A 23670-nucleotide genomic window follows, 5' to 3' on the forward strand; every position below is an offset into this window, starting at 1 on the left:
TGGTGGGTAAGAGCGGGCGTTCAGATTTAAGTGAAGAAAACTTCATTTTAGATCTGTCAATTTGACCAAAACGATAACTATGAAGTTAGGGGCTGTCTAGCATGTCTATGACAGTCCCTTTTTTATGTTTAAATTCATACTCTCTACGAGGTTGTTCTCTAATGCTTAATTTTCAGAGACTTTAAAACACTTATAAGATAGCCCTTTTTAATATGTAAATATCATTACTCATATAATAAACTCCCTATAGGGTTTATATTCAAAGGAAGCCTTTACTCCATAGAGGTTGCAGCTTTTCAAAAAGAGATGTATGGTCACATTCCCTGTTAAAAGAGTATGTTCATGTTTGCCGAGAAAGTATTACAGACCAAATGTTCGGTGAGAAGCTCTTTCTTTTCAGACTCACAATAAATTTCGGGTAAATTCAAATAGCACCTGAACATTACAACATTTTTTCCAGAATAAATAACGGTTGGAAAATATTTTCATATGAATTCTTATTATGTGGAAAATGGATTAATATAATAAAAGCGGGAGATAGAAAATTTCTATACTCCCGCCAACCTCATAGTTATCGTTTTAATTAGATTAATAGACTTAAAATGAAGTTTTCTTCACTTAAATCTCTGCCCGCTCTTACCCACCTCTTAATCATTACAAATCATAGTCTGGCTTTGGTCAAATGTGGAGAAGATCTTTAAATTTATTACCTTCCCTCTATGATGTTACAAAGAACGACTATTTAATTGGGATAAACAAATTAAAATCAATTTATTTTTTAATATTCGAATTTAAGATTATTAAACCCTGAAAATATTTGGATTCCACTGGCTCATACCGAAAAACAAAGAAGAAGTTTTTAGCAGCAGGAAAACAAAGGCAGCTTTCTATTGGACGCCATGTCCAATGTTATCTCACGAACCTGAAAGCGATGACGACGAGAAAGTAGTAAGAGGACTTCAGATACTTTTTCAGCACATATCTCTTTGATCTAGGCTATGATGACTGTCTCGCTTACCCTTTGCCTCTTTATTGATTAAAATCGTATAAAGATCACCAGAAGAGAGAGAGGTTCCATCCATACCTACATAGTATCCTATATTGTTCTCGAATAGAAACCAATACTCTGCAAGTGGAAGTCGATTCCAACCCCTAAAATCACTCAGACGGTTTTTGTATTGAGCCTCCAGTTTACTATTCATACCATAGTGATCTGCCAGTGAACTAATGCGCATTAGTGCGAGAGTCCATCTAATGCTTAAAAAAGACGTAGATTCCGGTATGGGCCGGAACACTTTCAGGTTGATTCTTATTATGTGGAAAATGAATTAATATAATAAAAGCGGGAGATAGAAAATTTCTATACTCCCGCCAACTTCATAGTTATCGTTTTGACTAAATTAACAGACTTAAAATGAAGTTCTCTTCACTTAAATCTGAAGGCCCGCTCTTACCCACCTCTTAATCATTACAAATCATAGTCTGACTTTGGTCAAATGTGGAGAAGATCTTTAATTTTATTTTCTTCCCTCTATGATGTTACAAAGGACGACTATTTAATTGGGATAAACAAATTAAAATCAATTTATTTTTCAATATTCGAAATTAAGATTGTTAACTCCTGAAATATATTGATCGGTGGTTCTTCTGTTCCACCGACCTTCTTAAACGAAGAAAGCCGACCCAAAACTGGATCGGCTTTCTTGCTCTAAAACGGCGGCTATCTACTCTCCCACTTTTACGCAGTACCATCGACGTGGTTGGGCTTAACTTCTCTGTTCGGAATGGGAAGAGGTGGATCCCCAACGCTATAACCACCTTAATATCTTTTTTTCTTATATATTAAGATTTTTGACTGGACAACCCCAAGGATTTGTCTTGTAACTCTTATGTTCTTTTCAAGCATACTGCCTATATAGCAACCCTTACATGATTTGAAAGTCCCGGGCTATTAGTACTACTCGGCTTCGACATTACTGCCCTTACACCTGTAGCCTATCTACGTCGTAGTCTACAACGACCCTTGAGGGATATCTCATCTTGAGGCTGGCTTCGTACTTAGATGCTTTCAGCACTTATCCAATCCAGACTTAGATACCCGGCGGTGCTCCTGGCGGAACAACCGGTAAACCAGTGGTCTGTCCAACACGGTCCTCTCGTACTAGTGTCAGAGCCCCTCAAATATCCTACGCCCACGATAGATAGAGACCGAACTGTCTCACGACGTTCTGAACCCAGCTCGCGTGCCACTTTAATGGGCGAACAGCCCAACCCTTGGGACCTTCTCCAGCCCCAGGATGTGACGAGCCGACATCGAGGTGCCAAACCGCTCCGTCGATATGAGCTCTTGGGAGCGATCAGCCTGTTATCCCCGGAGTACCTTTTATCCTTTGAGCGATGGCCCTTCCATGCGGAACCACCGGATCACTATGCTCTAGTTTCCTACCTGATCGACTTGTGAGTCTCCCAGTCAAGCACCCTTATGCCATTACACTCTACGACCGGTTACCAATCGGTCTGAGGGTACCTTTAGAAGCCTCCGTTACTCTTTTGGAGGCGACCACCCCAGTCAAACTACCCACCATACAGTGTCCTCTTTTCCAAGAGTTAGAACTCAAACAATCAAAGGGCCGTATTTCAACGGCGACTCCACAAACACTGGCGTGCCTGATTCATTGTCTCCGGCCTATCCTACACATCAATTGCCCAAATTCAATGTAAAGCTATAGTAAAGGTTCACGGGGTCTTTTCGTCCCATCGCGGGTAATCGGCATCTTCACCGATACTACAATTTCACCGAGCTCACGGTTGAGACAGTGTCCAGATCATTACACCATTCGTGCAGGTCGGAACTTACCCGACAAGGAATTTCGCTACCTTAGGACCGTTATAGTTACGGCCGCCGTTTACTGGGGCTTCAATTCAAACCTTCTCTTGCGATAAGCTCTCCTCTTAACCTTCCAGCACCGGGCAGGTGTCAGGCTGTATACTTCATATTTCTATTTCGCACAGCCATGTGTTTTTGTTAAACAGTTGCCTGGACCTATTCTCTGCGCCCAGCCTTACAGCTGGGACCCTTTATCCCGAAGTTACAGGGTCAATTTGCCTAGTTCCTTAACCGTGAATCACTCGAGCGCCTCAGTATTTTCAACCCAACTACGTGTGTCCGTTTACGGTACGGGTACTTTATGAATATGCTTAGCGGATTTTCTAGGGAGCCTGATTACATCCATATTGCCTTGTACAAGTACTCGGCATACTGTCAGGTTCAACTCTCGGGGCGGATTTGCCTACCCCGATCGACGCCTACACCCTTCAACCATCTATTCCGTCAGATGGCAGGACTGTCACTTCTCCGTCTCCACATCGCTCCATAAAGTAGTATGGGAATATTAAACCATTCTTCCATCGGAATCGCCGTTCGGCTTATCCTTAGGTCCCGACTTACCCTGATCCGATTAACGTTGATCAGGAAACCTTAGTCTTTCGGCGAGGGAGTTTCTCACTCCCTTTATCGTTACTTATACCTACATTTGCTTTTCCATGCGCTCCAGCAACGGTTATCCCTTACCTTCGACGCACATGGAATGCTCCCCTACCATGTATTACTACATCCATAGCTTCGGTAAACAGTTTATGCCCGAGTATTATCCACGCCAGACTCCTCGACTAGTGAGCTGTTACGCACTCTTTAAATGAATGGCTGCTTCCAAGCCAACATCCTAGCTGTCTCTGCAGTCTGACTTCGTTAGTTCAACTTAACTGTTATTTGGGGACCTTAGCTGATGGTCTGGATTCTTCTCCTCTCGGACGCGGACCTTAGCACCCGCGCCCTCACTCCTTATCAATATATAGCACGCATTCGGAGTTTATCTGGACTTGATAGGCGGTGAAGCCCTCGCATCCAATCAGTCGCTCTACCTCATACTATACTTAATAAAGGCTGCACCTAAATGCATTTCGGGGAGTACGAGCTATCTCCAAGTTTGATTAGCCTTTCACCCCTACCCTCAGTTCATTGGAACACTTTTCAACGTATACCCATTCGGACCTCCAGTTAGTGTTACCTAACCTTCATCCTGACCAAGGGTAGATCACTTGGTTTCGCGTCTACTCCCTCCGACTATGGCGCCCTATTCAGACTCGCTTTCGCTTCGGCTCCGGACCTGAAGTCCTTAACCTTGCCGGAGAAAGTAACTCGTAGGTTCATTATGCAAAAGGCACGCCGTCACATCTTACGATGCTCCGACCGCTTGTAGGCAGACGGTTTCAGGGACTATTTCACTCCTCTGTTCGAGGTGCTTTTCACCTTTCCTTCACAGTACTGGTTCGCTATCGGTCTCTCGGGAGTATTTAGCCTTACGGGATGGGCCCCGTAGATTCACACAGAATTTCTCGTGCTCCGCGCTACTCAGGATACCACTAAGCTTCGTCAAGGAGTCGTATACCGGGCTATCACCGTCTATGGCCATCTTTTCCAAGATATTCTACTTCCTTAATTTCTTGCTACGCCGTGGTCCTACAACCCCGACAATGCCTAAACATTGACGGTTTGGGCTATTCCGCGTTCGCTCGCCACTACTTGCGGAATCACTTTTGTTTTCTTCTCCTATGGGTACTTAGATGTTTCAGTTCCCCACGTTCGCTTTCCTTACGGAATGGCTGGCCTTCAACCAGCCGGGTTGCCCCATTCGGAAATCCCGGGATCAATGGTTATTTGCACCTACCCCAGGCTTATCGCAGCTTATCACGTCCTTCATCGCCTCCGAGAGCCAAGGCATCCACCGTCTGCCCTTACTTACTTTCTTTATCACTGACACTTGACGGATTCGCAATTTTGCAATTACTTATCCATCGCGCGTCGGATTGATATATCTTCAGTTTGCTCTTATTTATTCGTTACTTAACTTTTTTGAAGTTGTCCAATACGTCAAAGATCTTTTGTTTAATGAATAATTAATAATTAACAATTAAAAACCACTCATCTTATGTGGAGAATAACGGATTCGAACCGTTGACCCTCTGCGTGCAAGGCAGATGCTCTAGCCAGCTGAGCTAATCCCCCGTTTGTCATTTTGGTAGTCCCAGGCAGAGTTGAACTGCCGACCTCTACATTATCAGTGTAGCGCTCTAACCAACTGAGCTATAGGACTGTCAACTGTTGTGTTGCCTGAGAGTTTCTCATCTCAGCTTCATCTTTCTCTTTACTGGTTGTCCAGTTTTAAGATCATATATGAATACATATTCAACCGTAGTACACGAGAACTACATACTTGTCATTCTCCTACTTTAACCAGATTCAAGCTCCAGAAAGGAGGTGTTCCAGCCGCACCTTCCGGTACGGCTACCTTGTTACGACTTAGCCCCAGTCACCAGTTTTACCCTAGGCCGATCCTCGCGGTTACGGACTTCAGGTACCCCCGGCTCCCATGGCTTGACGGGCGGTGTGTACAAGGCCCGGGAACGTATTCACCGCGCCATGGCTGATGCGCGATTACTAGCGAATCCAGCTTCACGGAGTCGAGTTGCAGACTCCGATCCGAACTGAGACATGGTTTGGAGATTAGCATCACATCGCTGTGTAGCTGCCCTTTGTCCATGCCATTGTAACACGTGTGTCGCCCCGGATGTAAGGGCCGTGCTGATTTGACGTCATCCCCACCTTCCTCACAGCTTACGCTGGCAGTCTCACCAGAGTCCTCAGCTTTACCTGTTAGTAACTAGTGATAAGGGTTGCGCTCGTTATGGCACTTAAGCCGACACCTCACGGCACGAGCTGACGACAACCATGCAGCACCTCGTAATCAGCTATTGCTAGAAGGCCTCTTTCAAGGCCAGTCCGACTACGTTCAAACCCGGGTAAGGTTCCTCGCGTATCATCGAATTAAACCACATGTTCCTCCGCTTGTGCGGGCCCCCGTCAATTCCTTTGAGTTTCACCGTTGCCGGCGTACTCCCCAGGTGGATTACTTAACGCTTTCGCTGTAGAGCTTACTGTCTATCGCAAACTCCTAGTAATCATCGTTTACTGCGTGGACTACCAGGGTATCTAATCCTGTTTGATCCCCACGCTTTCGTGCTTCAGTGTCAGTTATGGTTTAGTAAGCTGCCTTCGCAATCGGAGTTCTGCGTGATATCTATGCATTTCACCGCTACACCACGCATTCCGCCTACCTCAAACACACTCAAGTCTTCCAGTTTCAACGGCAATTTTATGGTTGAGCCACAAACTTTCACCGCTGACTTAAAAAACAACCTACGCACCCTTTAAACCCAATAAATCCGGATAACGCTCGCATCCTCCGTATTACCGCGGCTGCTGGCACGGAGTTAGCCGATGCTTATTCATACGGTACATACAAAACACCACACGTGGTGCACTTTATTCCCGTATAAAAGAAGTTTACAATCCATAGAACCTTCTTCCTTCACGCGACTTGGCTGGTTCAGACTCACGTCCATTGACCAATATTCCTCACTGCTGCCTCCCGTAGGAGTTTGGACCGTGTCTCAGTTCCAATGTGGGGGACCTTCCTCTCAGAACCCCTATCCATCGTCGGTTTGGTGGGCCGTTACCCCGCCAACTGCCTAATGGAACGCATGCCTATCTATCAGCGATGAATCTTTAACAAATAGTCCCATGCGGGACCCCTGTTTTATGGGGCATTAATCCGACTTTCGCCGGGCTATTCCCCTCTGATAGGTAAGTTGCATACGCGTTACTCACCCGTGCGCCGGTCGCCGGCAGTGTATTGCTACACCCCGATGCCCCTCGACTTGCATGTGTTAAGCCTGTCGCTAGCGTTCATCCTGAGCCAGGATCAAACTCTTCGTTGTTAAATTGTTTTATATCTTCGCTCAGAATCTCGTTATTTTATTGTAGTTCCTTGACGGTATGTTTAGTATTTCTACTACGTCTCTTGTACTACTTGTTGATATGTAAATCTTTCAAAGAACTTGTCGCTTTCGTTTTGCGAACGTGGATGCAAAGATAATAACTTTTTATTTTAACTTCCAAATTTTATCAGAACTTTTTTCAAAAGTTTTTTGTTTCATCATTTAAACACCAGCGTTCTCTCTCGAATGCGGATGCAAAAGTAGTGCTTTATAACATACTCACCAAACATTTTTGCAACTATTTTTTAACCCGTTTGTAAGACCTTTGCTCTAATCGCTGAACCACTGAATGTTACAGGCAAAACATTTTTACTCTCTCCCATACTCCCGTTTTCAAGCTATACAGATGGATTTCATATGGGTATTATAATGTACAAGGAAAGATTTAACCAAGACCATCAACCATAATAACGAGGAAAGCCCCCTATCCTAACGGATAAGAGGCTTTTAAATCCTTTTGTCTTCCTCCGGGGGAGGTTAACCTAAATACGATTTGAGGAGCTTGCTACGCGTACCTTGTCTCAGTCTTCTGATTGCTTTTTCCTTGATCTGGCGGACGCGCTCTCTTGTGAGGCCAAATTTGTCGCCAATCTCTTCCAATGTCATTTCCTGACAGCCTATACCGAAAAACATTTTGATTATCTCACATTCTCTTTCGGTCAATGTAGCAAGGGCTCGATCAATTTCTTTTGCCAACGACTCGTTCATTAACGACCGGTCAGCGATAGGAGCGTCATCGTTAACAAGCACATCCAAAAGGCTATTGTCTTCGCCTTCCACAAACGGAGCATCCACCGAGATATGTCTTCCCGATACCTTTAAAGTATCCGAAATCTTATCTACCGGAATATCCAGTTCGTCTGCAAGTTCTTCAGGAGAAGGCCTACGTTCGTTTTCCTGTTCGAATTTAGAGAAGGCTTTGCTGATTTTATTCAACGAGCCCACCTGATTCAATGGAAGACGTACGATTCTTGACTGTTCTGCCAAAGCTTGCAAAATAGATTGACGAATCCACCACACAGCATAGGAAATAAACTTAAAACCTCTGGTTTCGTCAAATTTTTCAGCCGCTTTAATCAACCCCAGGTTACCTTCATTAATAAGGTCTGGTAAACTTAACCCCTGATTTTGATATTGCTTAGCTACAGATACAACAAAACGCAGATTCGCTCTGGTTAATTTTTCCAATGCTCTCCGGTCGCCTCTTTTGATAGCCTGTGCCAATTCTACTTCTTCTTCTACTGTGATCAGATCTTCACGGCCTATTTCCTGAAGATACTTGTCAAGAGAAGCGCTTTCGCGATTGGTAATGGACTTTGTGATCTTTAACTGTCTCATCCAATGTTTTTATATTGAGAATATCAGGGTGCAAAGATAATATTATTTTTATTGACAGAATTGGCTGGATGCACCCTACACCCAGCCAATTATAAACCTTTAACAATCTTCCCGCCAAATAAGACGAATATAACGTTATTTTATTATTCAGCCAGATCTATAGCATATACTTTCGTACGTCCATTCGGATAGAAACCTTTTACTACGATGTAACGATCATCCTCATTGTAACGATCGTCCCCATTACCTTTCAAAACCTTGTCAACTATTCTCTCAAGTTGTTCAGGAGAAGAAATCTTCTGATCGTTTACAACCATGATAATGAAGCCTTTCTTGATACCGGCATCTTTCAGTTTTCCATTCAGCAAACCGGTCACTTCGATACCATAACTTACACCCAATTCACGTTTCTGTTCGTTTGTCAACGCACTAAAAGCGGCTCCCAGAACTTCAGCGCTGTCGGCGGCTCCTTTCACTACGGCCGTACTACCCTGTGCGTTACGAAGTTCCACATTAAATGTCTTGGTGCTACCATTGCGGTCTACAGTTACCTGTACTTTGTCACCCGGACGATATTTACTGATCTGTTCCTGCAAAGCATTAGCAGATTTTACTTTTGCACCATTTACAGCTACAATCACGTCACCCTTTTCTATGCCGGCTTCCTTAGCTGTACTGCGGTCTGCGAAATCGGCCACGCATGCACCTTCAGAAACTTTTATCTTGGATTTCAAGGCACTCAGTTCTTCTTTCTGTTTAGCCGGCAAGTTCGGATAGCCCAACATATCGGCGATGTCGCCCACACTCATAATCTGGACACCCAGGATGGCACGCTGTACGGCACCGAACTGCTTCAAGTCGTTTGCCACTTTCCCGGCAATACTGATAGGCACTGCAAACGAGTAACCGGCAAAGTTTCCTGTTTCGGAATAGATAGCGGTATTGATACCGACCAACTCACCTTTCGTATTGACCAGCGCTCCCCCACTGTTACCCGGGTTCACGGCAGCATCGGTCTGGATAAACGATTCGATCTTGCTCTTATCGCCTCCTCCCATCGAAATGCCACGTCCTTTTGCACTCACGATACCGGCTGTAACCGTAGAAGTCAGGTTAAACGGGTTACCGACAGCCAGCACCCACTCTCCGACTTTCAGCTTTTCAGAATCGCCGAACGGAATAGTAGGAAGATCCTTTGCGTCGATCTTAAGCAAGGCAATATCCGTCGTCGGGTCTGTTCCGACCAATTTGGCTACGAACTTACGGTTGTCATTCAACGTCACTTCCAGTTCGTCCGCTCCGTCGATCACATGGTTGTTCGTTATAATATATCCATCGGTCGAGATGATCACACCGGAACCGGCTCCTACACGCGGCTGTGGCTGCGGACGCTGGAAACCTCCGCCTCCACGTCCTCCGAATCCGAAGAAATATTCGAACGGATCGACATATTGCGGCTGATTGCCTCCGTCGGCATATTGTTTGGCATTTGTCGTGGCCTTAATATGCACAACGCCATGAACCGTACTTTCTGCAGCCTTCGTAAAATCAGTATTCTCTGCAGCAACCGTGTTATAACCGGCTAACCGGATCGGCTGGCTGAAGGTATTTGCCGAGCCTGAAGCGCCAAATACCGGTTGATTCTTATTAATCAGGTAAGCACTCGTCCCAACAGCCGCTCCCGCACTGATTGCAGCTACGAGAACTATACCAAGCACATTTTTCCACATTTTTTTCATACTCTTACTATTTTATCAAACATTTAAATTTAACACTTTTCTTTCGGCAAAGAAAACTCAAAAAACGTGCGGATATTCTATTACCAAGTGATTTTTTATCACTTTTAACGGCACTATCTCAGCACTTAACGGCACTTAACAGTACTGTGTATTACAAAGTACCTTTTTAACAGTCACCTTCTGCCAATTCGTCATCCGTTCACCTATAAAACAGCTGATCCGGCTGAAAGTTCCGATATAACAGCATTCACGTGGTTTTAAAATAAAAATGTTGACGAAAAAGAAGTGACAGACACTTGTCTTCTCTTTCGCCAACACTCTTGTATATGTTTCCCGAGTGGAAATCTGTTTGATCCACTATGAGCACAAGCCTTCTGCGATCAGGTTACTTGGCTGTTTCGGGCATTGTGTTTGCCGGTTTTTCAATGCCTTCACCCGTGGCACGTTCTTCCATACGTTTAATACGAACATCCAAATCGGGATGAGTGGAAAATAATTGATTTAGTTTACTGTTTTTCTGCGCACCCGCTTCTTCTTGCATCTTTTTCAGCTTTTGAAATGACAATGCCATAGCCCAAGGATTCTTACCGGCTTTCTTCAAAAACTCGTAACCATAGTCATCAGCCTCACGTTCTTGCTTTTGCGAATAGGTGGCATTGACCAATGCCTCCCCTAAATCACCCAACTGCGATTCGGTCAAAGAGGCCGCTTTCCCTCCTTGCGATGAAACGCCGTCCTTTAATGCCGATGTCAGCAAAGCAGTACGGAAACCATCCTTTGAATCCCTGTGCGCCACATGACCTACTTCGTGACCGATCACTCCCAGCAATTCTTCATCGGTCATAATATCCATTAATGAAGAAAAAACACGCACACTGCCGTCTGCACAAGCAAATGCATTTACATCAATCACATAATAGACTTTGAAATTCAGAGGTATCCCATCAGCATCGGTCAACCCCTCCGTCAGTTTTTTCAAGCGGATTGTATATGGATTATCGTCTGCGCAAACCTGATTGTGTTTGTCCATCCAGTCAATGTATTCCTTTACATACTCTGCCATCTGCTTATCGGTCAATGTCACCGCCTTTACAGCTTTCAGACCTCCGCTTACCGCTTTCTTCACATTAAACTGAGCCATGACAGGTGCTGTACCAGCCAGACATAGCAGCATAAGCGCTACTTTCAATATTCCTTTCTTAATCATCACATTTTTGTTTTTACAATTACTATCCCCAAAAAGAGGCAAAACGCACCAAATATCCAAACACTTCCCCATATAAACCCATATTCAAAAGGTATCACGACCTCTTCCGTACGGTCCGGATGATACCATAATGATATTTCACTTCCCTGTAATATAAACGGATTATGCAACTGCATCCTCACATGGGTGGGGTAACGTTTTGTTTCATACTGAATGCGTGCCATACGCTTGTAGTATATTTTTCGATGACGATATGTCCTTTCCGTTTTCAAATGCGTTATGACTCCTACGGTATGTTCCATTGCTTGCGATTTGCCATACAGGTTATAAATGCCGTACGAACCGATAACAAACAAAATACCGCCAATAAAAAGCAGCAAAAATATAATACCCTTTGATTTCATATATCACCGTCATCCTGAAAAATAAAGAATTGAAGAAGGGGAAATAAAGGATTTTCCAACCGACTTCAATTCCAAGCGATGTCATATCATGCCTTATTCTTGATAATCATAACCTCTATAATAGAAATAGCGGTCTTTTCAGGAATAGACAACGCTTCTGCCAATTGATTGATAATCGCTTTTTCTTCCTCTTCAAGCACTCCGTCAGCGAGTGCGATATCCACTGCACAAGCAAAAGCTGTAAGTTTCAAATCCTCTGAAAGATTATCGGTAGACGCTTTTACCAAAGCACCAGCACCATCCTTCTTCAAAATTTTGAACACTTTGTCAAACAGCTTGTCAAAAGCTGCAGCGGAAAAATTGTCGTACAATCTTAAACGACGGATGTAATTTACAATCCCGGCCCATTCAGACTCTGCGATACTGCCATCTGCCCCTGCCATCGCAACAGCAATTCCGGCAAAAGCTTCTTGTTGGGTCAACTTGGTCTCTTCAGGTGCCGATTGAAAGATTTTGTCAAAAAGTCCCATAATATTTTCCTTATGCCCCCAGTCCCTATGAGCGTTTATTTAAACCATGAAGCGTGGGAACTGTACCTGCCACTTATCCCTCGCCCCCCAAGCCTTCGCATTCCCGTCAAACAAGAATAAGCAACGCAGGAGCCCACACCGATATGTATATAAATCCCGCCATACCGAAACGGTATAGGGAATAACACTATACAAATTCCGTGGACATCTACCGCTTCTTTATCTTCTTGCTCGATTTCAAAGTCACGAAGTTCGGAACCATAGAAGACAAGACGCCAAGCAAACGCCTCTCATTATAATTATGTACGCATATATGTTTCCCACCCGTGAAAGGATCGGGTGAGTAACGAAACAAAGGTACGACTTTTTATCACATTTCCAATTACCCTGAGGGTAACCGCTCCAAATTCTTTTTCAGCAATACGATCTTATGGATTACATACTATAAGGAATAATGTATCCCCGCTACAAGAAAACGTATCTGCACAGACATGAAAAAACATCGGAGTGCCTATTAATTCTGTAATCAGTGTCAGTGATTAGAAAATTAGCAGGCACTTCTGAAAGAATTATTCGGAACGAAAAAGTTTTTTTCTCTCCATAGGAATAAAGAATTGTAGTTGCCGGACTTGGGCGGTAACCCTAACGGAAAAAGTTTTTCCTCCAATTGTCAATTAAAATTACTACCTTTGTCGCATCGCAGTCTGCCGGTCTGTCGCTCGTCCTTCGGGACGGGAGGAACGTCCGGGCAACACAGAGCACCATACTTCTTAACGGGAAGCTGTCCGCGAGGGTAGAGTAGCGTAACAGAAAACGACCGCCGGATCTGTCCGGTAAGGGTGAAAAGGTGAGGTAAGAGCTCACCGGATCCTATAGTAATATAGGATGCCGTACGTCTTATGGGTTGTAAGGTCATGTATACCGGCGCATGTAGGACTGCTCGTCCGATGCCGGGGGGTAGACCGCTAAAGCTTGCTGGTGACAGTAAGACGAGATAAATGGCAGACGCTCCCGTGCAAGCGGGAGTACAGAACCCGGCTTACAGGCAGACTGCTTTTTTATAATGTGCCAATATACCAATTCAACAATATGCCAATTAAATGGTTTTTATTGGTATATTGGCACATTTAATTTACAGGCACATTATTATATATGAAAACTACCGATAAAAAGACGCTCGGAGAACGGATCAACGCCCTACTGACAAGAACGATCCGTTTCGTCACCTACGACATTTGGCGGATCACCGAAAATGAAGTAAGCGGCTTGAAAGAGCTTTATATCAATATCATCAAGACAATCATTCTTGCTGTCAGGGGTTTTCAGAACGAAAATCTTCAAACGAAAGCCTCTGCCCTCACCTTCAGCACCCTGCTGTCTATCGTGCCTCTTCTGGCGGTTCTGTTGGGGATAGCCAAAGGGTTCGGTTTCCAGAATACCGTGCGCCAGGAGTTGTTCGACTATTTTCCCGGACATGAGGCGGAGTTGACCAAGGCTTTCGAATTCGTGGAAAGCTATCTGGAACAGGCACAGGGCGGCGTGATTATCGGGGTCGGCCTGATCCTGTTGTTTTACACGGTTGTCAATCTGATCTCGTCCATAGAAGACACGTTCAACGATATCTGGCAGATACAGAAGTCACGCCCGTGGTATCGGAAGATATCCGACTATCTGGCGTTGTTCTTGATTTTACCGGTCCTAATGACAGCTTCCAGCGGTTTGTCCATATTCCTGTCTACTTTGCAGAATTCATTTATCAGCCAGTATTTCTTCTTCACTCCGCTGGTCGAACTTGTACTGAACATAACCCCTTATATCATTACGATCCTGGCATTTACAGGGCTATACATTTCGCTGCCCAATACGAAGGTCCGGTTTGTAAACGGGCTGGTAGCCGGGATTCTGTCGGGCATCGCTTTCCAGTTCTTCCAGTTTATCTACATCAGCGGACAGATCTGGGTGAGCAAGTACAATGCGATTTACGGTAGTTTTGCAGCTTTGCCTTTGCTGCTGTTGTGGCTGCAGCTGTCCTGGCTAATCTGCCTGTTCGGGGCAGAGATTTCGTATGCTTCCCAGAACGTGAAGAAATTCAGTTTCGAGCGGGACAGCAAAAATATCAGCCGACGCTATAAAGATTTTCTTACGCTACTGATCGCTTCCCTAATCGTTAAACGGTTCGTAAAGGGGGAAAAGCCTTATACGGCGGACGAACTGTCAGATGCTTACCGCATACCGATCCGTATCACGACACAGATACTTTACCAATTAACGGAATTGAACATCATCATCGAAGTGAATTATGGCGACGATGAACGCGTCGTCCATTACCAGCCGGCTATCGACGTAAACAAGATCACGGTCAGCTACCTCCTGACACGCATGGACGAATATGGCTCGGAGAACTTCAAGATCGACACGTCCAAACTGTTCAGCAAAGAGTGGAAAGCGTTGTTAAAAACCCGCGAGGACATGATTAAGGCGAATGATAATATATTATTGATGGATCTGTAGGGAATTGAAAATTGAAAGTTAAAAAGACACATACGGATCTGACGGAGGGGAAGGTATGGAAGGTGATCGTTCGCTTTGCTTTGCCGCTGCTGATCGGGAATTTGCTGCAACAGTTCTATAATATCACGGACAGCATCATTGTCGGGCAGTTTCTAGGGAAAGAGGCATTGGCAGCAGTATCGGCTTCCTTCTTCATCTACTATTTTATCATATCGTTCGTGATTGGGGTCGGGAGCGGGACCACGGTGGTTATTTCACAACTTTTCGGGGCAAAACAGTACCAGAAGGTACAGCTTGCATTCTCCTCTTTCTTCATCTTTATGCTGGTCGGGGGTGTGATATTATCCATTACGGGGATTATCTTCGCCGAGCCGGTTTTCCGCCTGACCAATACGCCGGAAGAGGTTATTCCGCAGGCGGTGGCTTACTTCCGTATTTATATAGGGGGGACGTTTCTGTTCGTTACCTTCAACAGTGTCATTTCGATTTTGCGAGGCGTGGGCGAGTCTGTCCGCCCGATGCTGTTCATCCTGATAACGACAGCTCTGAACATTGCGCTCGACTTGCTTTTCATACTTGTCTTCAAATGGGGCATCGAGGGGGCGGCACGGGCGACTGTCATTTCACAGGGGATCGGTATGTGTATCGCCCTGGCGTATGTGAACAATACGCATCCGCTACTGTCCATCAAAAAGCAGGATATGCTGTTCGATTGGAAACTGTTCAAAGAGAGTTTGAAAATCGGATTGCCGACAAGCGTGCAGCAATGCGCGATCGCTCTCGGGCTGATCGCCCTGTTGGGAATCGTGAACAGCTTCGGGACCAATACGCTGACGGCTTACGGGGCGGCCGGGAAAATAGATACGATCATCACGCAGGCTATCCTCACCCTTTCGGGGGCGTTGGCAGCTTTCTGCGGACAAAATATCGGGGCAGGAAAGTTAGACCGGGTGAAAAAGGGGGTACGGTTTACGATGTACACGAATATATTCCTGGGGTTATTGACTTTTGCAGCTGTCTATCTGTTCGGCGACGAGATGATGCGGGTTTTCACAAAAGACGCGGATGTCGTGGCGATCGGGAAAGAATATCTGCTGATCATCGGCGGTTTTTTCATTGTACACGGGGCGCTGAATGTATATAACGGGGCGCTCAGGGGAGCCGGAGACACTTTGTTCCCGATGCTGACCAGCCTGGTCTGCCTCTGGCTGATCCGTATTCCCCTTGCCTACTATCTCAGTTCATGGCTGGGACGCAGCGGGATCTGGTGGGCGATCGGTATCAGCATCACAATCGGGTTGATCGTGACCTTCGTTTATTATAAGATGGGGTTTTGGAAACGGAGGTGCATTATAAAGGAAGGGAGAAAACAATAAATCCGTTACTTTTGGCTTGATCCAAAAGTAACCAAAAAATCAAGGCTTAACCGTCCGGTCTACTCCGGGCAAAGGTTCCGCTGTCGCCTGCGAAACTCGCTTCGCTCAAACAGCGCAGGCTCCGGACGCTCCACCTTTACCCTCCGCTTGACGACCGTCCGCTTAGGCCTTTTTTAGAAAGCTGTGCTTTCTCTTGGGATTGCCGATACCGACACCTATATAAGAGACGGTATCGGCAATCCCCAAAGAGCCGCCAGGCTCTACTTCCGGCCTAAGCTGTTGAGCGTTAAGCGCAGAGACCGCAGTGAGCGTCCGGAGCGTCTGCTGTTTGAGCGAAGCGAGTTTCAGACGCGACAGCGAACGAAGGGAACGAAGTAGCGAAGCAGGTTCGGCCTTGATCTTTTGGTTACTTTTGGATCAAGCCAAAAGTAACAGACCATTCACCTGCAGAATTAATCTAATACCGATTATAACTAACCACCTCTTTCGGATCTTTGCGCTTCTTGGGCCGGTCCGGTTGGGTGGAATAGCCGATGACGATGTCCAGCAAGACACGTTTGCCGGAGGGGATATCCAGGAGTTTGCGCACTTTCGTTTCGTCGAACCAGCCGACGATGCAACTTCCCAGCCCTTCGTCTTCGGCGGCCAACACCAGATGGGCGGCCGTTATGCCGATATCCAAATGGGAAAAATTCTTATCCTTGATCCACGAACCGATGCCGGCCGTCAAGTTCGGCTTCTCCTCCACCACCAGGATATGCACGGGAGCCTGCTTGGTGAAATGGTTCATCCCGAGGACGCGGTTAGAGGTTGCATCCGCCACCCGATTCTTCAACTCCGGATCGTCCACCACGATAAAATGCCAGGGTTGCGAATTGCAGGCCGACGGCGCGATACACGCCGCCGCCAGGATGCGCTCTATTTTCTCCTTTTCTACCGGACGCTGCGAGTCAAAAGCCCGGTCACTCTGCCGCTGGCTTGCTAAAGAAAGGAAATCTTTCATTTGAATTGCATCATTTTGCTGATGTACTTTCCTACGATGTCGAACTCGAGATTGACAACCGTGCCTTTTTCGATCTGGCAGAAGTTGGTATTGTCGTGCGTATAGGGAATGATAGCGACCTGGAAACTGTTCTGCTTCGAATTGCAGACAGTCAGGCTCACGCCGTTGACACAGACGGAACCTTTCTCGACCGTTATATATCCCTGCCCGGCCATCTCCTTGTCGAACGGATATTCAAAGGTATAATACCAGCTACCGTTGGCGTCTTCCACACTTGTACAAACGGCGGTCTGGTCGACATGTCCCTGCACGATATGCCCGTCTAAGCGTCCGTTCATCATCATGCTGCGTTCCAGATTCACGAGCGAGCCCGGTTTCAGAAGTCCCAGGTTGGAACGTTCCAGGGTTTCGCGCATAGCCGTTGTAGTGAATGTATCTCCATCTTTACGGACCACGGTCAGGCAAACGCCATTGTGGGCCACACTCTGGTCTATTTTCAATTCATCGACAAAAGAACATTTCATCGTGATATGAATATTGTCCTTATCATGCTCGATCGCCACGACCTGAGCTGTTTCTTCTACAATTCCTGAAAACATAAGATTGTTGTTTTAATGATTATCGAAGTCCAAAGATACGGAAAATAACTATATTTGCCACTGTTTATAAAACTACTATTATAACTATATGGAAGCAGACAAAGTCGATAAATTCCTTCTTGCCCATGAAAGTAAATTTCCCGAATATGAAATACCTATTCATCGGTTGCTCGACCTTCCTCCTGAAAAAGAGGAGGTTTTAACAAAGACCCGTTTTAAAAGACCGGGCGACATGTTGCTCGTCTCTATTTTCTTTGGATATTTTGGGATGGACCGTTTCATGATCGGCAACTGGGGCCTTGGTATCTGCAAGCTGCTTACAGCCGGAGGTTTTGGACTTTGGTACATCATCGACTGGTTTCTGATCACGGGGGTAACGAAAAGGAAAAACATGAAAAGGCTGGAAGAGATTGTGAAGAAGGATAATATCTCCTGAAATAGAGGCAAAGTCCCGCGCCCTGCCCCTATCCCTGCTTCCTGAGCAATCACGACAACGTTTCGTTTTCCTCTGCCAGCAGTTTGTCGAGGTGTTTGCTGCTCCTATAATATTATAAATGCCCGCAAAAAGAAAGTACATCAGAACAGATGGGGAAACAAGCTAAAAACATTCCCTTTATTAAAGGAAAACCTCACAGAGATTCATCCGAAACACCGCATCCCTTAATCGACTCACAAGCGTGATTCGTACGGCTCACGAGTGTGGTTCGTACGGCTCACAAATGTGATTCATACGACTCACAGCTGTGAGCCGATCAGTTCATGCTATATAAGGAACTAATTCTTACCGGATTCGGAGATATCGGATGCCATTAGTACCGTGTTTTTACCTATCCTTCACAGGGTTCACAACAAACCACAGATTATCTATTATTTATACAGATGTGAACCCCGTGTTTATATTCGGACAAACTGTTATGAGGGACTTGGAAGGCTCGAATTGTTCTTGCACAGAACTGATAGCACTCGAAAGTCTATTCCGTTTTTGCCGTTTTTTTATTTTAGATTTTCATCAGTTTGACTTAACCGATTGAAGAATAAACTTTTAGCAGAGTTATTGAAATTCAGAGGTAACGAGTTAGTAACCGTGCTATTTTCAGCGTTTTGCGGTGCTATACTTGTCAAATAACTCGGGGATAAAGATAGGTTATTTCTTCAGAACTCCAAGCATATATTTTTCCTTTTTTATCTGATAAACACCTCCCTTATGGAAAGAATGAATTAGGCGACACTTTTTGGAGATTTACTCTTTTCGGTACGAAAAGGAAGAAATCTTCAAAAACCCGTAGGGCTTGGTGTTTCCGTTTCATTCTTGGAATATATCTTTGTGTCCGGATAAAGAAAGATTAGTTATATTTTTACCAAATATCGACCCGTTTTTCAGGCTTGATATACATAGAATCTTCTGAAGAAATATGAAAGGCTTCATACCATGCGCTAATATGAGGCAAGGCTCCATTGACACGCCATTTATTTATAGTATGAACATCGTTGAGCACCAAATATCGGAGGTATTCTTCGCGGACATTGGTTGCCCACAAATGAGCATTGGATAAGAAGAAACGCTGTTCAGGTGTGAAGCCTTCTTTATCTGCCAACGGTTTATCTTTCAGAACATTTTTAAATGCTTGAAACGAAATCCTCAGCCCACCGTGATCGGCTATATTTTCTCCCAGAGTTAATTCTCCATTGATATAAATACCCGGCAATACTTCAATCCGGTTGAAATAATCTACCAGAATCCGGACACGTTTATTAAACTCTTCAGCATCTTTTTCGTTCCACCAATCAGTCATATTCCCATCTTTATCAAAATGCCTACCCTGATCGTCGAATCCGTGAGTCATTTCATGTCCGATAACCATCCCTATCGCGCCATAATTATAGGCATCGTCGGCATCCATATCGAAGAATGGAGGTTGTAAAATAGCCGCAGGGAAACAGATGGAATTGTACTGTGGACTATAACCGGCATTAACCGTTTGAGGATTATAGCTCCATTCTGCCTTATCGACTGGTTTGCCAACCTGTTTCAAGTCTTCGTCAAATTCCCATGCTTTTATACGGCAAACATTGGCCCAATAAGAATCATTATTAATCTGGACTGATGAATAATCTTTCCACTTGTCTGGATAACCTATCTTGATACTGAAAGCATTCAGTTTTTCAATCGCTTTTGTTTTTGTGCTGCCACTCATCCAATTCTGTGCCTGTATACGATCTGCTAGTACATCTTGCAGATTCTCAACCATTTCGAGCACACGTTGCTTTGATTCAGGCGAGAAATATTCCCTCACATACAGTTGCCCGATCGGTTCTCCCAACAAATCTTCCATATTTCCGATAGTACGTTTCCAACGTGGCGAAAGTTCTTCTATTCCGAGTAATAATTTACCGAAGAAATTAAAATTCACCGACAAAAAGTCATCACTCAAGTAACTCGAAGCTGTTTTAAGCAAAGCATATTGCAGATAGGCAACATGTTTGGAAACAGAAATATTATTCAGTATGGCTGCCACATTCTTCATGGGTTCAATCTGTCGTAAATCAACGTATTGAAGATCCGTCAATCCCAATTTATTGAAAAATAAATCCCAATTGAAATCCGGCACAGTCGATTTTAATTCTTCGACCGACATTTTATGGTAGTTGGCCTGAAGGTCACGCGCTTCCACATTGCTAAGCGAAGCCTGCGCAATATTCATTTCAATATCTATGACATCTTCCATTTTCCGGGTCGCTTCTTGCTCTGAAAGTCCCGTCAACTTAAACAGATTCACAATGTATTTTTTATATTCTTCACGAATATAGGCCAGTTCCGGAGCTTCTACCAGATAATACTCTTTTTGCCCTAATCCCAAACCACCTTGGTTGATAGCGAATAATTGCATATTGCTATTTGCCATATCGGGCAAAGAACTATAAACGAAATAAGGAGATGCTTCCACTTTGCCTAATTCAATAATCATCGGAATAATTTCTTCTTTCCGCGTGATGGTTTCGATTTGGGCGAATAATGGTTTTATTGGTTCATACCCTTCCTTATTAAGCTTTACACTGTCCATCGCTAAATTATACAGATCGGCAATCTTTTGCTCGATGCTCCCCTGCCGATGCTCTCCGGCTGCGAGAGTTGTTATGATTCGTTTGAGACGATCATTCACAGAATCCTGTACTATGGCAAATGCATCTCTGTCGGTATCAGTATCTTTGAGAGGATTATTTATCATCCATCCTCCGCTGGCATATTGATAAAAATCATGCCCCGGATGGACGATAGTATCCAAATCCGCTAAATTAATGCCCGATGTTTGCTGTTTCGGTTGATTACAACCTGTCAGAATGGCTAAAAGTATACCAATAACGGTAAGTCTATTCCAATAATTTCGTATCATATTTATTATTTAATATACATAAATCCTATTCGGTATTTCGCCGCAAAGATATTACTTTTCAGCGAAATAGGAAAACAATCGGCAATAACCAAACTATTGTTTTAAGATCTATCATTCTATCGTTTTTCGTTTTCTATTTTTTTTCGTGTTAAGTTTTGTACGTCATAGCTGACAACTAGCTCATAAATATACGCATATCTCTCACTGAGCCTCCACGACATCAGGCGGTTATTTTTCGTGTAAAGTATTCGGCATATCCCCAAAGAATATTCTATTTGACTTAATGGGTTGTTGCCATTTGCAAATTTAGAAATATCTGGGATTCAGTCCAAATTACCTCTTAATACCTTATATTCCTCTCCCTTTCTTTTGCTCGGGTTGAATGGGCTTAATACGCAGTTTTATGGCTTGTTTCAGTTCCTGATACTTCTGTTTGAACCAATCGATGATATTTTGTCCGTTGATTGATAGTTTGAGTTTGTCGGAGTCCTTGCTCTCCTTAAATAGCTGCAATTTGGCGTCCTGCACACTGAAATCCTGATTGTATTCGGAGGAATGGAGTTTACCCGTAATCGGTACTATTTCTCCATTGAATAACTTCTTAATGGCTTCCACCGTCAATCCGATACTCTTACACAATTGTACTGTCCGCAAGTGTTCGCTTAGCTTGGGGAATACGCCGAAAAACAAATCCATATCTTCCTGCGCCTTGTACGGCTCATAATCCTTTTTGAGTTGTTCCAACCGGGATTCGGTTTCGGATATTTCATTTTCTTTCTGCTTGTTGTACTTGTGCATATTGAGAAACTTTTCCCTCGCTTCGTCCTTACGATCGTATAAGTCCCTAATTTTCTTGTTTATTTCGGCTTTCTCTTCCTGCAAAACCTCTACGTATTCCTGCAATTCATCCTTTTGGACGAACAGATCACGGTAATACTCCTGATTGGTGGTGTGTTTTGCCTCCGAGCCATCAATGCCCCGTTGTAAGCCGTATTTTGCCATTGCTTCGGCGTAGGTGTCCTGAAATAATTTGAGGTTTTTCCTTGTCATCACATCATCGGCACATAAACGGACGGCATTCGGATTTTTCTTCTGGTACTTTTTCTTGTCGGGGGCATCCTGTTCCGGCTTTTCCTCCCTCTTTTTGGTTTCTTTAGTTTTTCTTCTTTCACCGATAACAATTGGGACAACCGTAGCATGAATATGGGGCGTTTTCTCATCCATGTGCAGGACTGCCGACACGACATTATCCGCGCCGTAGGTTTTGCGAAGCCATGTGAGATTGTCCTCGCGCCACTCACCAAGTTTTCCGGCAGCCTCTATACGCTGCATATCCTCCGGTGTACCGGATAGCATAATCCGCAAAGCACGGACTTGGTTCGTACCGATTTTGCGGTTTATCCCCGCATTATCAATGCGGTGTTGGATAGCCTTTGTCCGGTTATCAACTCCTTCTGGGAACTCGATTAACTTCCGGTTCATGTGGGTGCGTTCCTTGTCGGCGTTCGCCGGGTCAATGGTTCGCTCGATGTGGGCGGTCATTCCGGCATCGTTGCCGGATGCCTTATCTATATGTAATACGACAAATCCCATAACTTAATCTAATTTGGAATGAATACTATCCCCCAATAGGCGTACATTGATAACGGAAAATTATTCTTGTTTTCCGCTTGTAAATCCGCTTTAACGGCAGCAGTCATGCAAGACCGCCGGGGTGTCCAGAGGGGTTTATCCCTTTGGCTTATTGGGGCATTTTTAGCAGTAGTGAAACGGATGCGTTAAGAAAATGCCCTAATAAGCTACGGCTTTTCTTTAAAAGCCCTTGGGAACGAGCGCGGTTAAACTCTAATAGCGATTGTCTTTAACAGCATCACTCACTTCAGTCGGTATAGTGAGTGATGTATAGCTGTTTGACGGTATGCGCTTAGATAGCCTTGCAGATATTCTTCTCCATATCTTCTAATTTATGCGAGAGGGATTCCATATCCCGGCTTATCTTCTGACTGGAATACTCAAAATCGTTGATAAAGGTCAGGTTCAGTTCTTTGAGTGGTATATCCTCCCGGCTATAGGCGTGAGGCAGGAACTCCCGGATATGCTTACAGACGGTGCGGTATCGGCTGAACGTACCCTGCGCACGGCTGTAACCTACTTTCTTTTCGAACTCAGCGTTGTGCTGTTCAAACAGTTTTAAGAGCGTTTCCTGCTTTACCCCGATACCGAGATAGGCGTTTTTCAGTTTGGTAGCGGTAACGTAGCCGTCTATTTGCATCAATTCCTGATAACGGCGGTTCACATCTACGCGGATTCTATCGACTGCAACGTTGATTTTCTGTGCTTCTGCGCTCTTTCCCGAGGCACGGTTGTTCTTCACGTCCCACAGGCGAAGCGGGATATCCATTTTACAGCTGAACTGTTTAACTTCGCCGTCCACTGTGATACGGCACATCAAAGGCAGATTACCGTTCGGTTTCTCGCTGCCTTTCTTTACATAAAATAAGACCTTGAATGTTGACCTCATTGTATATTAATTAATCGTTTTACATTTGCATAAAATTGCAACATCAGAGTGTGGAATAAGGCCGAGTTCTCATTAGTCCTAAAGACCGCGAGTTATGTTCTGTCCCCACACTTTTACATCAGAAACCGGATAGTTCAATGGGCTTTTGACCCC

At 44.6% G+C, this 23670-nt stretch carries 11 protein-coding genes, 2 tRNA genes, 3 rRNA genes, 1 other RNA gene and 1 pseudogene; 4 read left to right on the forward strand and 14 right to left on the reverse strand.

All coding sequences use genetic code 11. The features are described from left to right. Window positions 1–1711: 1711 nt before the first annotated feature. From rrf to ACPYIV_RS08940, 9 genes are all read right to left on the reverse strand, one after another. A 5S ribosomal RNA gene (rrf, locus tag ACPYIV_RS08900) occupies window positions 1712–1822 on the reverse strand. 110 nt (window positions 1823–1932) lie between these two features. Next, a 23S ribosomal RNA gene (locus ACPYIV_RS08905) occupies window positions 1933–4808 on the reverse strand. Window positions 4809–4991: 183 nt separating this feature from the next. Then, window positions 4992–5065: transfer RNA gene (locus tag ACPYIV_RS08910), tRNA-Ala, on the reverse strand. Window positions 5066–5076: 11 nt separating this feature from the next. Continuing rightward, window positions 5077–5153 (reverse strand) — tRNA-Ile (locus tag ACPYIV_RS08915). 157 nt (window positions 5154–5310) lie between these two features. Further along, a 16S ribosomal RNA gene (locus tag ACPYIV_RS08920) occupies window positions 5311–6837 on the reverse strand. The 16S, 23S and 5S rRNA genes sit together here with 2 tRNA genes alongside, the layout of an rRNA operon. Before the next feature lie 537 nt (window positions 6838–7374). Then, window positions 7375–8235 (reverse strand): sigma-70 family RNA polymerase sigma factor, encoded by an 861-nt coding sequence (locus ACPYIV_RS08925; RefSeq protein ID WP_005641668.1) that lies wholly within the window; start codon window positions 8233–8235, stop codon window positions 7375–7377. Window positions 8236–8378: 143 nt separating this feature from the next. Beyond that, a complete protein-coding gene (locus ACPYIV_RS08930; RefSeq protein ID WP_301705392.1) occupies window positions 8379–9974 on the reverse strand; it encodes a Do family serine endopeptidase in 1596 nt (531 codons plus the stop codon). Between the two features lie 385 nt (window positions 9975–10359). Beyond that, entirely contained in the window at window positions 10360–11178 is an 819-nt protein-coding gene (locus ACPYIV_RS08935) for a M48 family metallopeptidase (RefSeq protein WP_293740510.1), read from the reverse strand. A 493-nt stretch (window positions 11179–11671) separates the two neighbouring features. Continuing rightward, window positions 11672–12115, reverse strand: a complete 444-nt coding sequence (locus tag ACPYIV_RS08940) for a tellurite resistance TerB family protein (RefSeq protein ID WP_425886374.1) — start codon at window positions 12113–12115, stop codon at window positions 11672–11674. A gap of 699 nt (window positions 12116–12814) precedes the next feature. Here ACPYIV_RS08940 and rnpB point away from each other — a divergent pair. The 3 genes from rnpB to ACPYIV_RS08955 all read left to right on the forward strand — a co-directional run bounded on the left by rnpB (window position 12815) and on the right by ACPYIV_RS08955 (window position 16002). Next, an RNA gene (gene rnpB / locus ACPYIV_RS08945) (RNase P RNA component class A) lies at window positions 12815–13173 on the forward strand. 94 nt (window positions 13174–13267) lie between these two features. After that, window positions 13268–14626, forward strand: a complete 1359-nt coding sequence (locus tag ACPYIV_RS08950) for a YihY/virulence factor BrkB family protein (protein ID WP_293734830.1) — start codon at window positions 13268–13270, stop codon at window positions 14624–14626. A gap of 11 nt (window positions 14627–14637) precedes the next feature. Next, a complete protein-coding gene (locus ACPYIV_RS08955) occupies window positions 14638–16002 on the forward strand; it encodes an MATE family efflux transporter (RefSeq protein ID WP_425886375.1) in 1365 nt (454 codons plus the stop codon). 457 nt (window positions 16003–16459) lie between these two features. On the opposite strand, the gene ACPYIV_RS08960 is transcribed toward ACPYIV_RS08955, so the two are convergent. Together ACPYIV_RS08960 and ACPYIV_RS08965 are read right to left on the reverse strand one after the other, a co-directional pair. Further along, entirely contained in the window at window positions 16460–17005 is a 546-nt protein-coding gene (locus ACPYIV_RS08960; protein WP_293740503.1) for a nitroreductase family protein, read from the reverse strand. Beyond that, a complete protein-coding gene (locus ACPYIV_RS08965) occupies window positions 17002–17604 on the reverse strand; it encodes a riboflavin synthase (RefSeq protein ID WP_298549890.1) in 603 nt (200 codons plus the stop codon). Before ACPYIV_RS08965 ends, ACPYIV_RS08960 begins: the two co-directional genes overlap by 4 nt. Before the next feature lie 88 nt (window positions 17605–17692). Here ACPYIV_RS08965 and ACPYIV_RS08970 point away from each other — a divergent pair, with 88 nt between their 5' ends. Continuing rightward, entirely contained in the window at window positions 17693–18040 is a 348-nt protein-coding gene (locus ACPYIV_RS08970) for a TM2 domain-containing protein (RefSeq protein WP_293740501.1), read from the forward strand. A gap of 919 nt (window positions 18041–18959) precedes the next feature. Here ACPYIV_RS08970 and ACPYIV_RS08975 read toward each other — a convergent pair. The 3 genes and pseudogenes from ACPYIV_RS08975 to ACPYIV_RS08985 form a co-directional block, all read right to left on the reverse strand. Then, entirely contained in the window at window positions 18960–20996 is a 2037-nt protein-coding gene (locus tag ACPYIV_RS08975) for a M13 family metallopeptidase (protein WP_425886376.1), read from the reverse strand. 348 nt (window positions 20997–21344) lie between these two features. Continuing rightward, a complete protein-coding gene (gene mobV, locus ACPYIV_RS08980; protein ID WP_425886377.1) occupies window positions 21345–22589 on the reverse strand; it encodes a MobV family relaxase in 1245 nt (414 codons plus the stop codon). Between the two features lie 415 nt (window positions 22590–23004). Then, window positions 23005–23517, reverse strand: a pseudogene (locus ACPYIV_RS08985) (phage integrase SAM-like domain-containing protein); the annotation flags it as partial. Between the last annotated feature and the right edge of the window lie 153 nt (window positions 23518–23670).

This window comes from Parabacteroides vesiculifaciens (genome assembly GCF_049860805.1).
Taxonomy (GTDB): Bacteria; Bacteroidota; Bacteroidia; order Bacteroidales; family Tannerellaceae; genus Parabacteroides.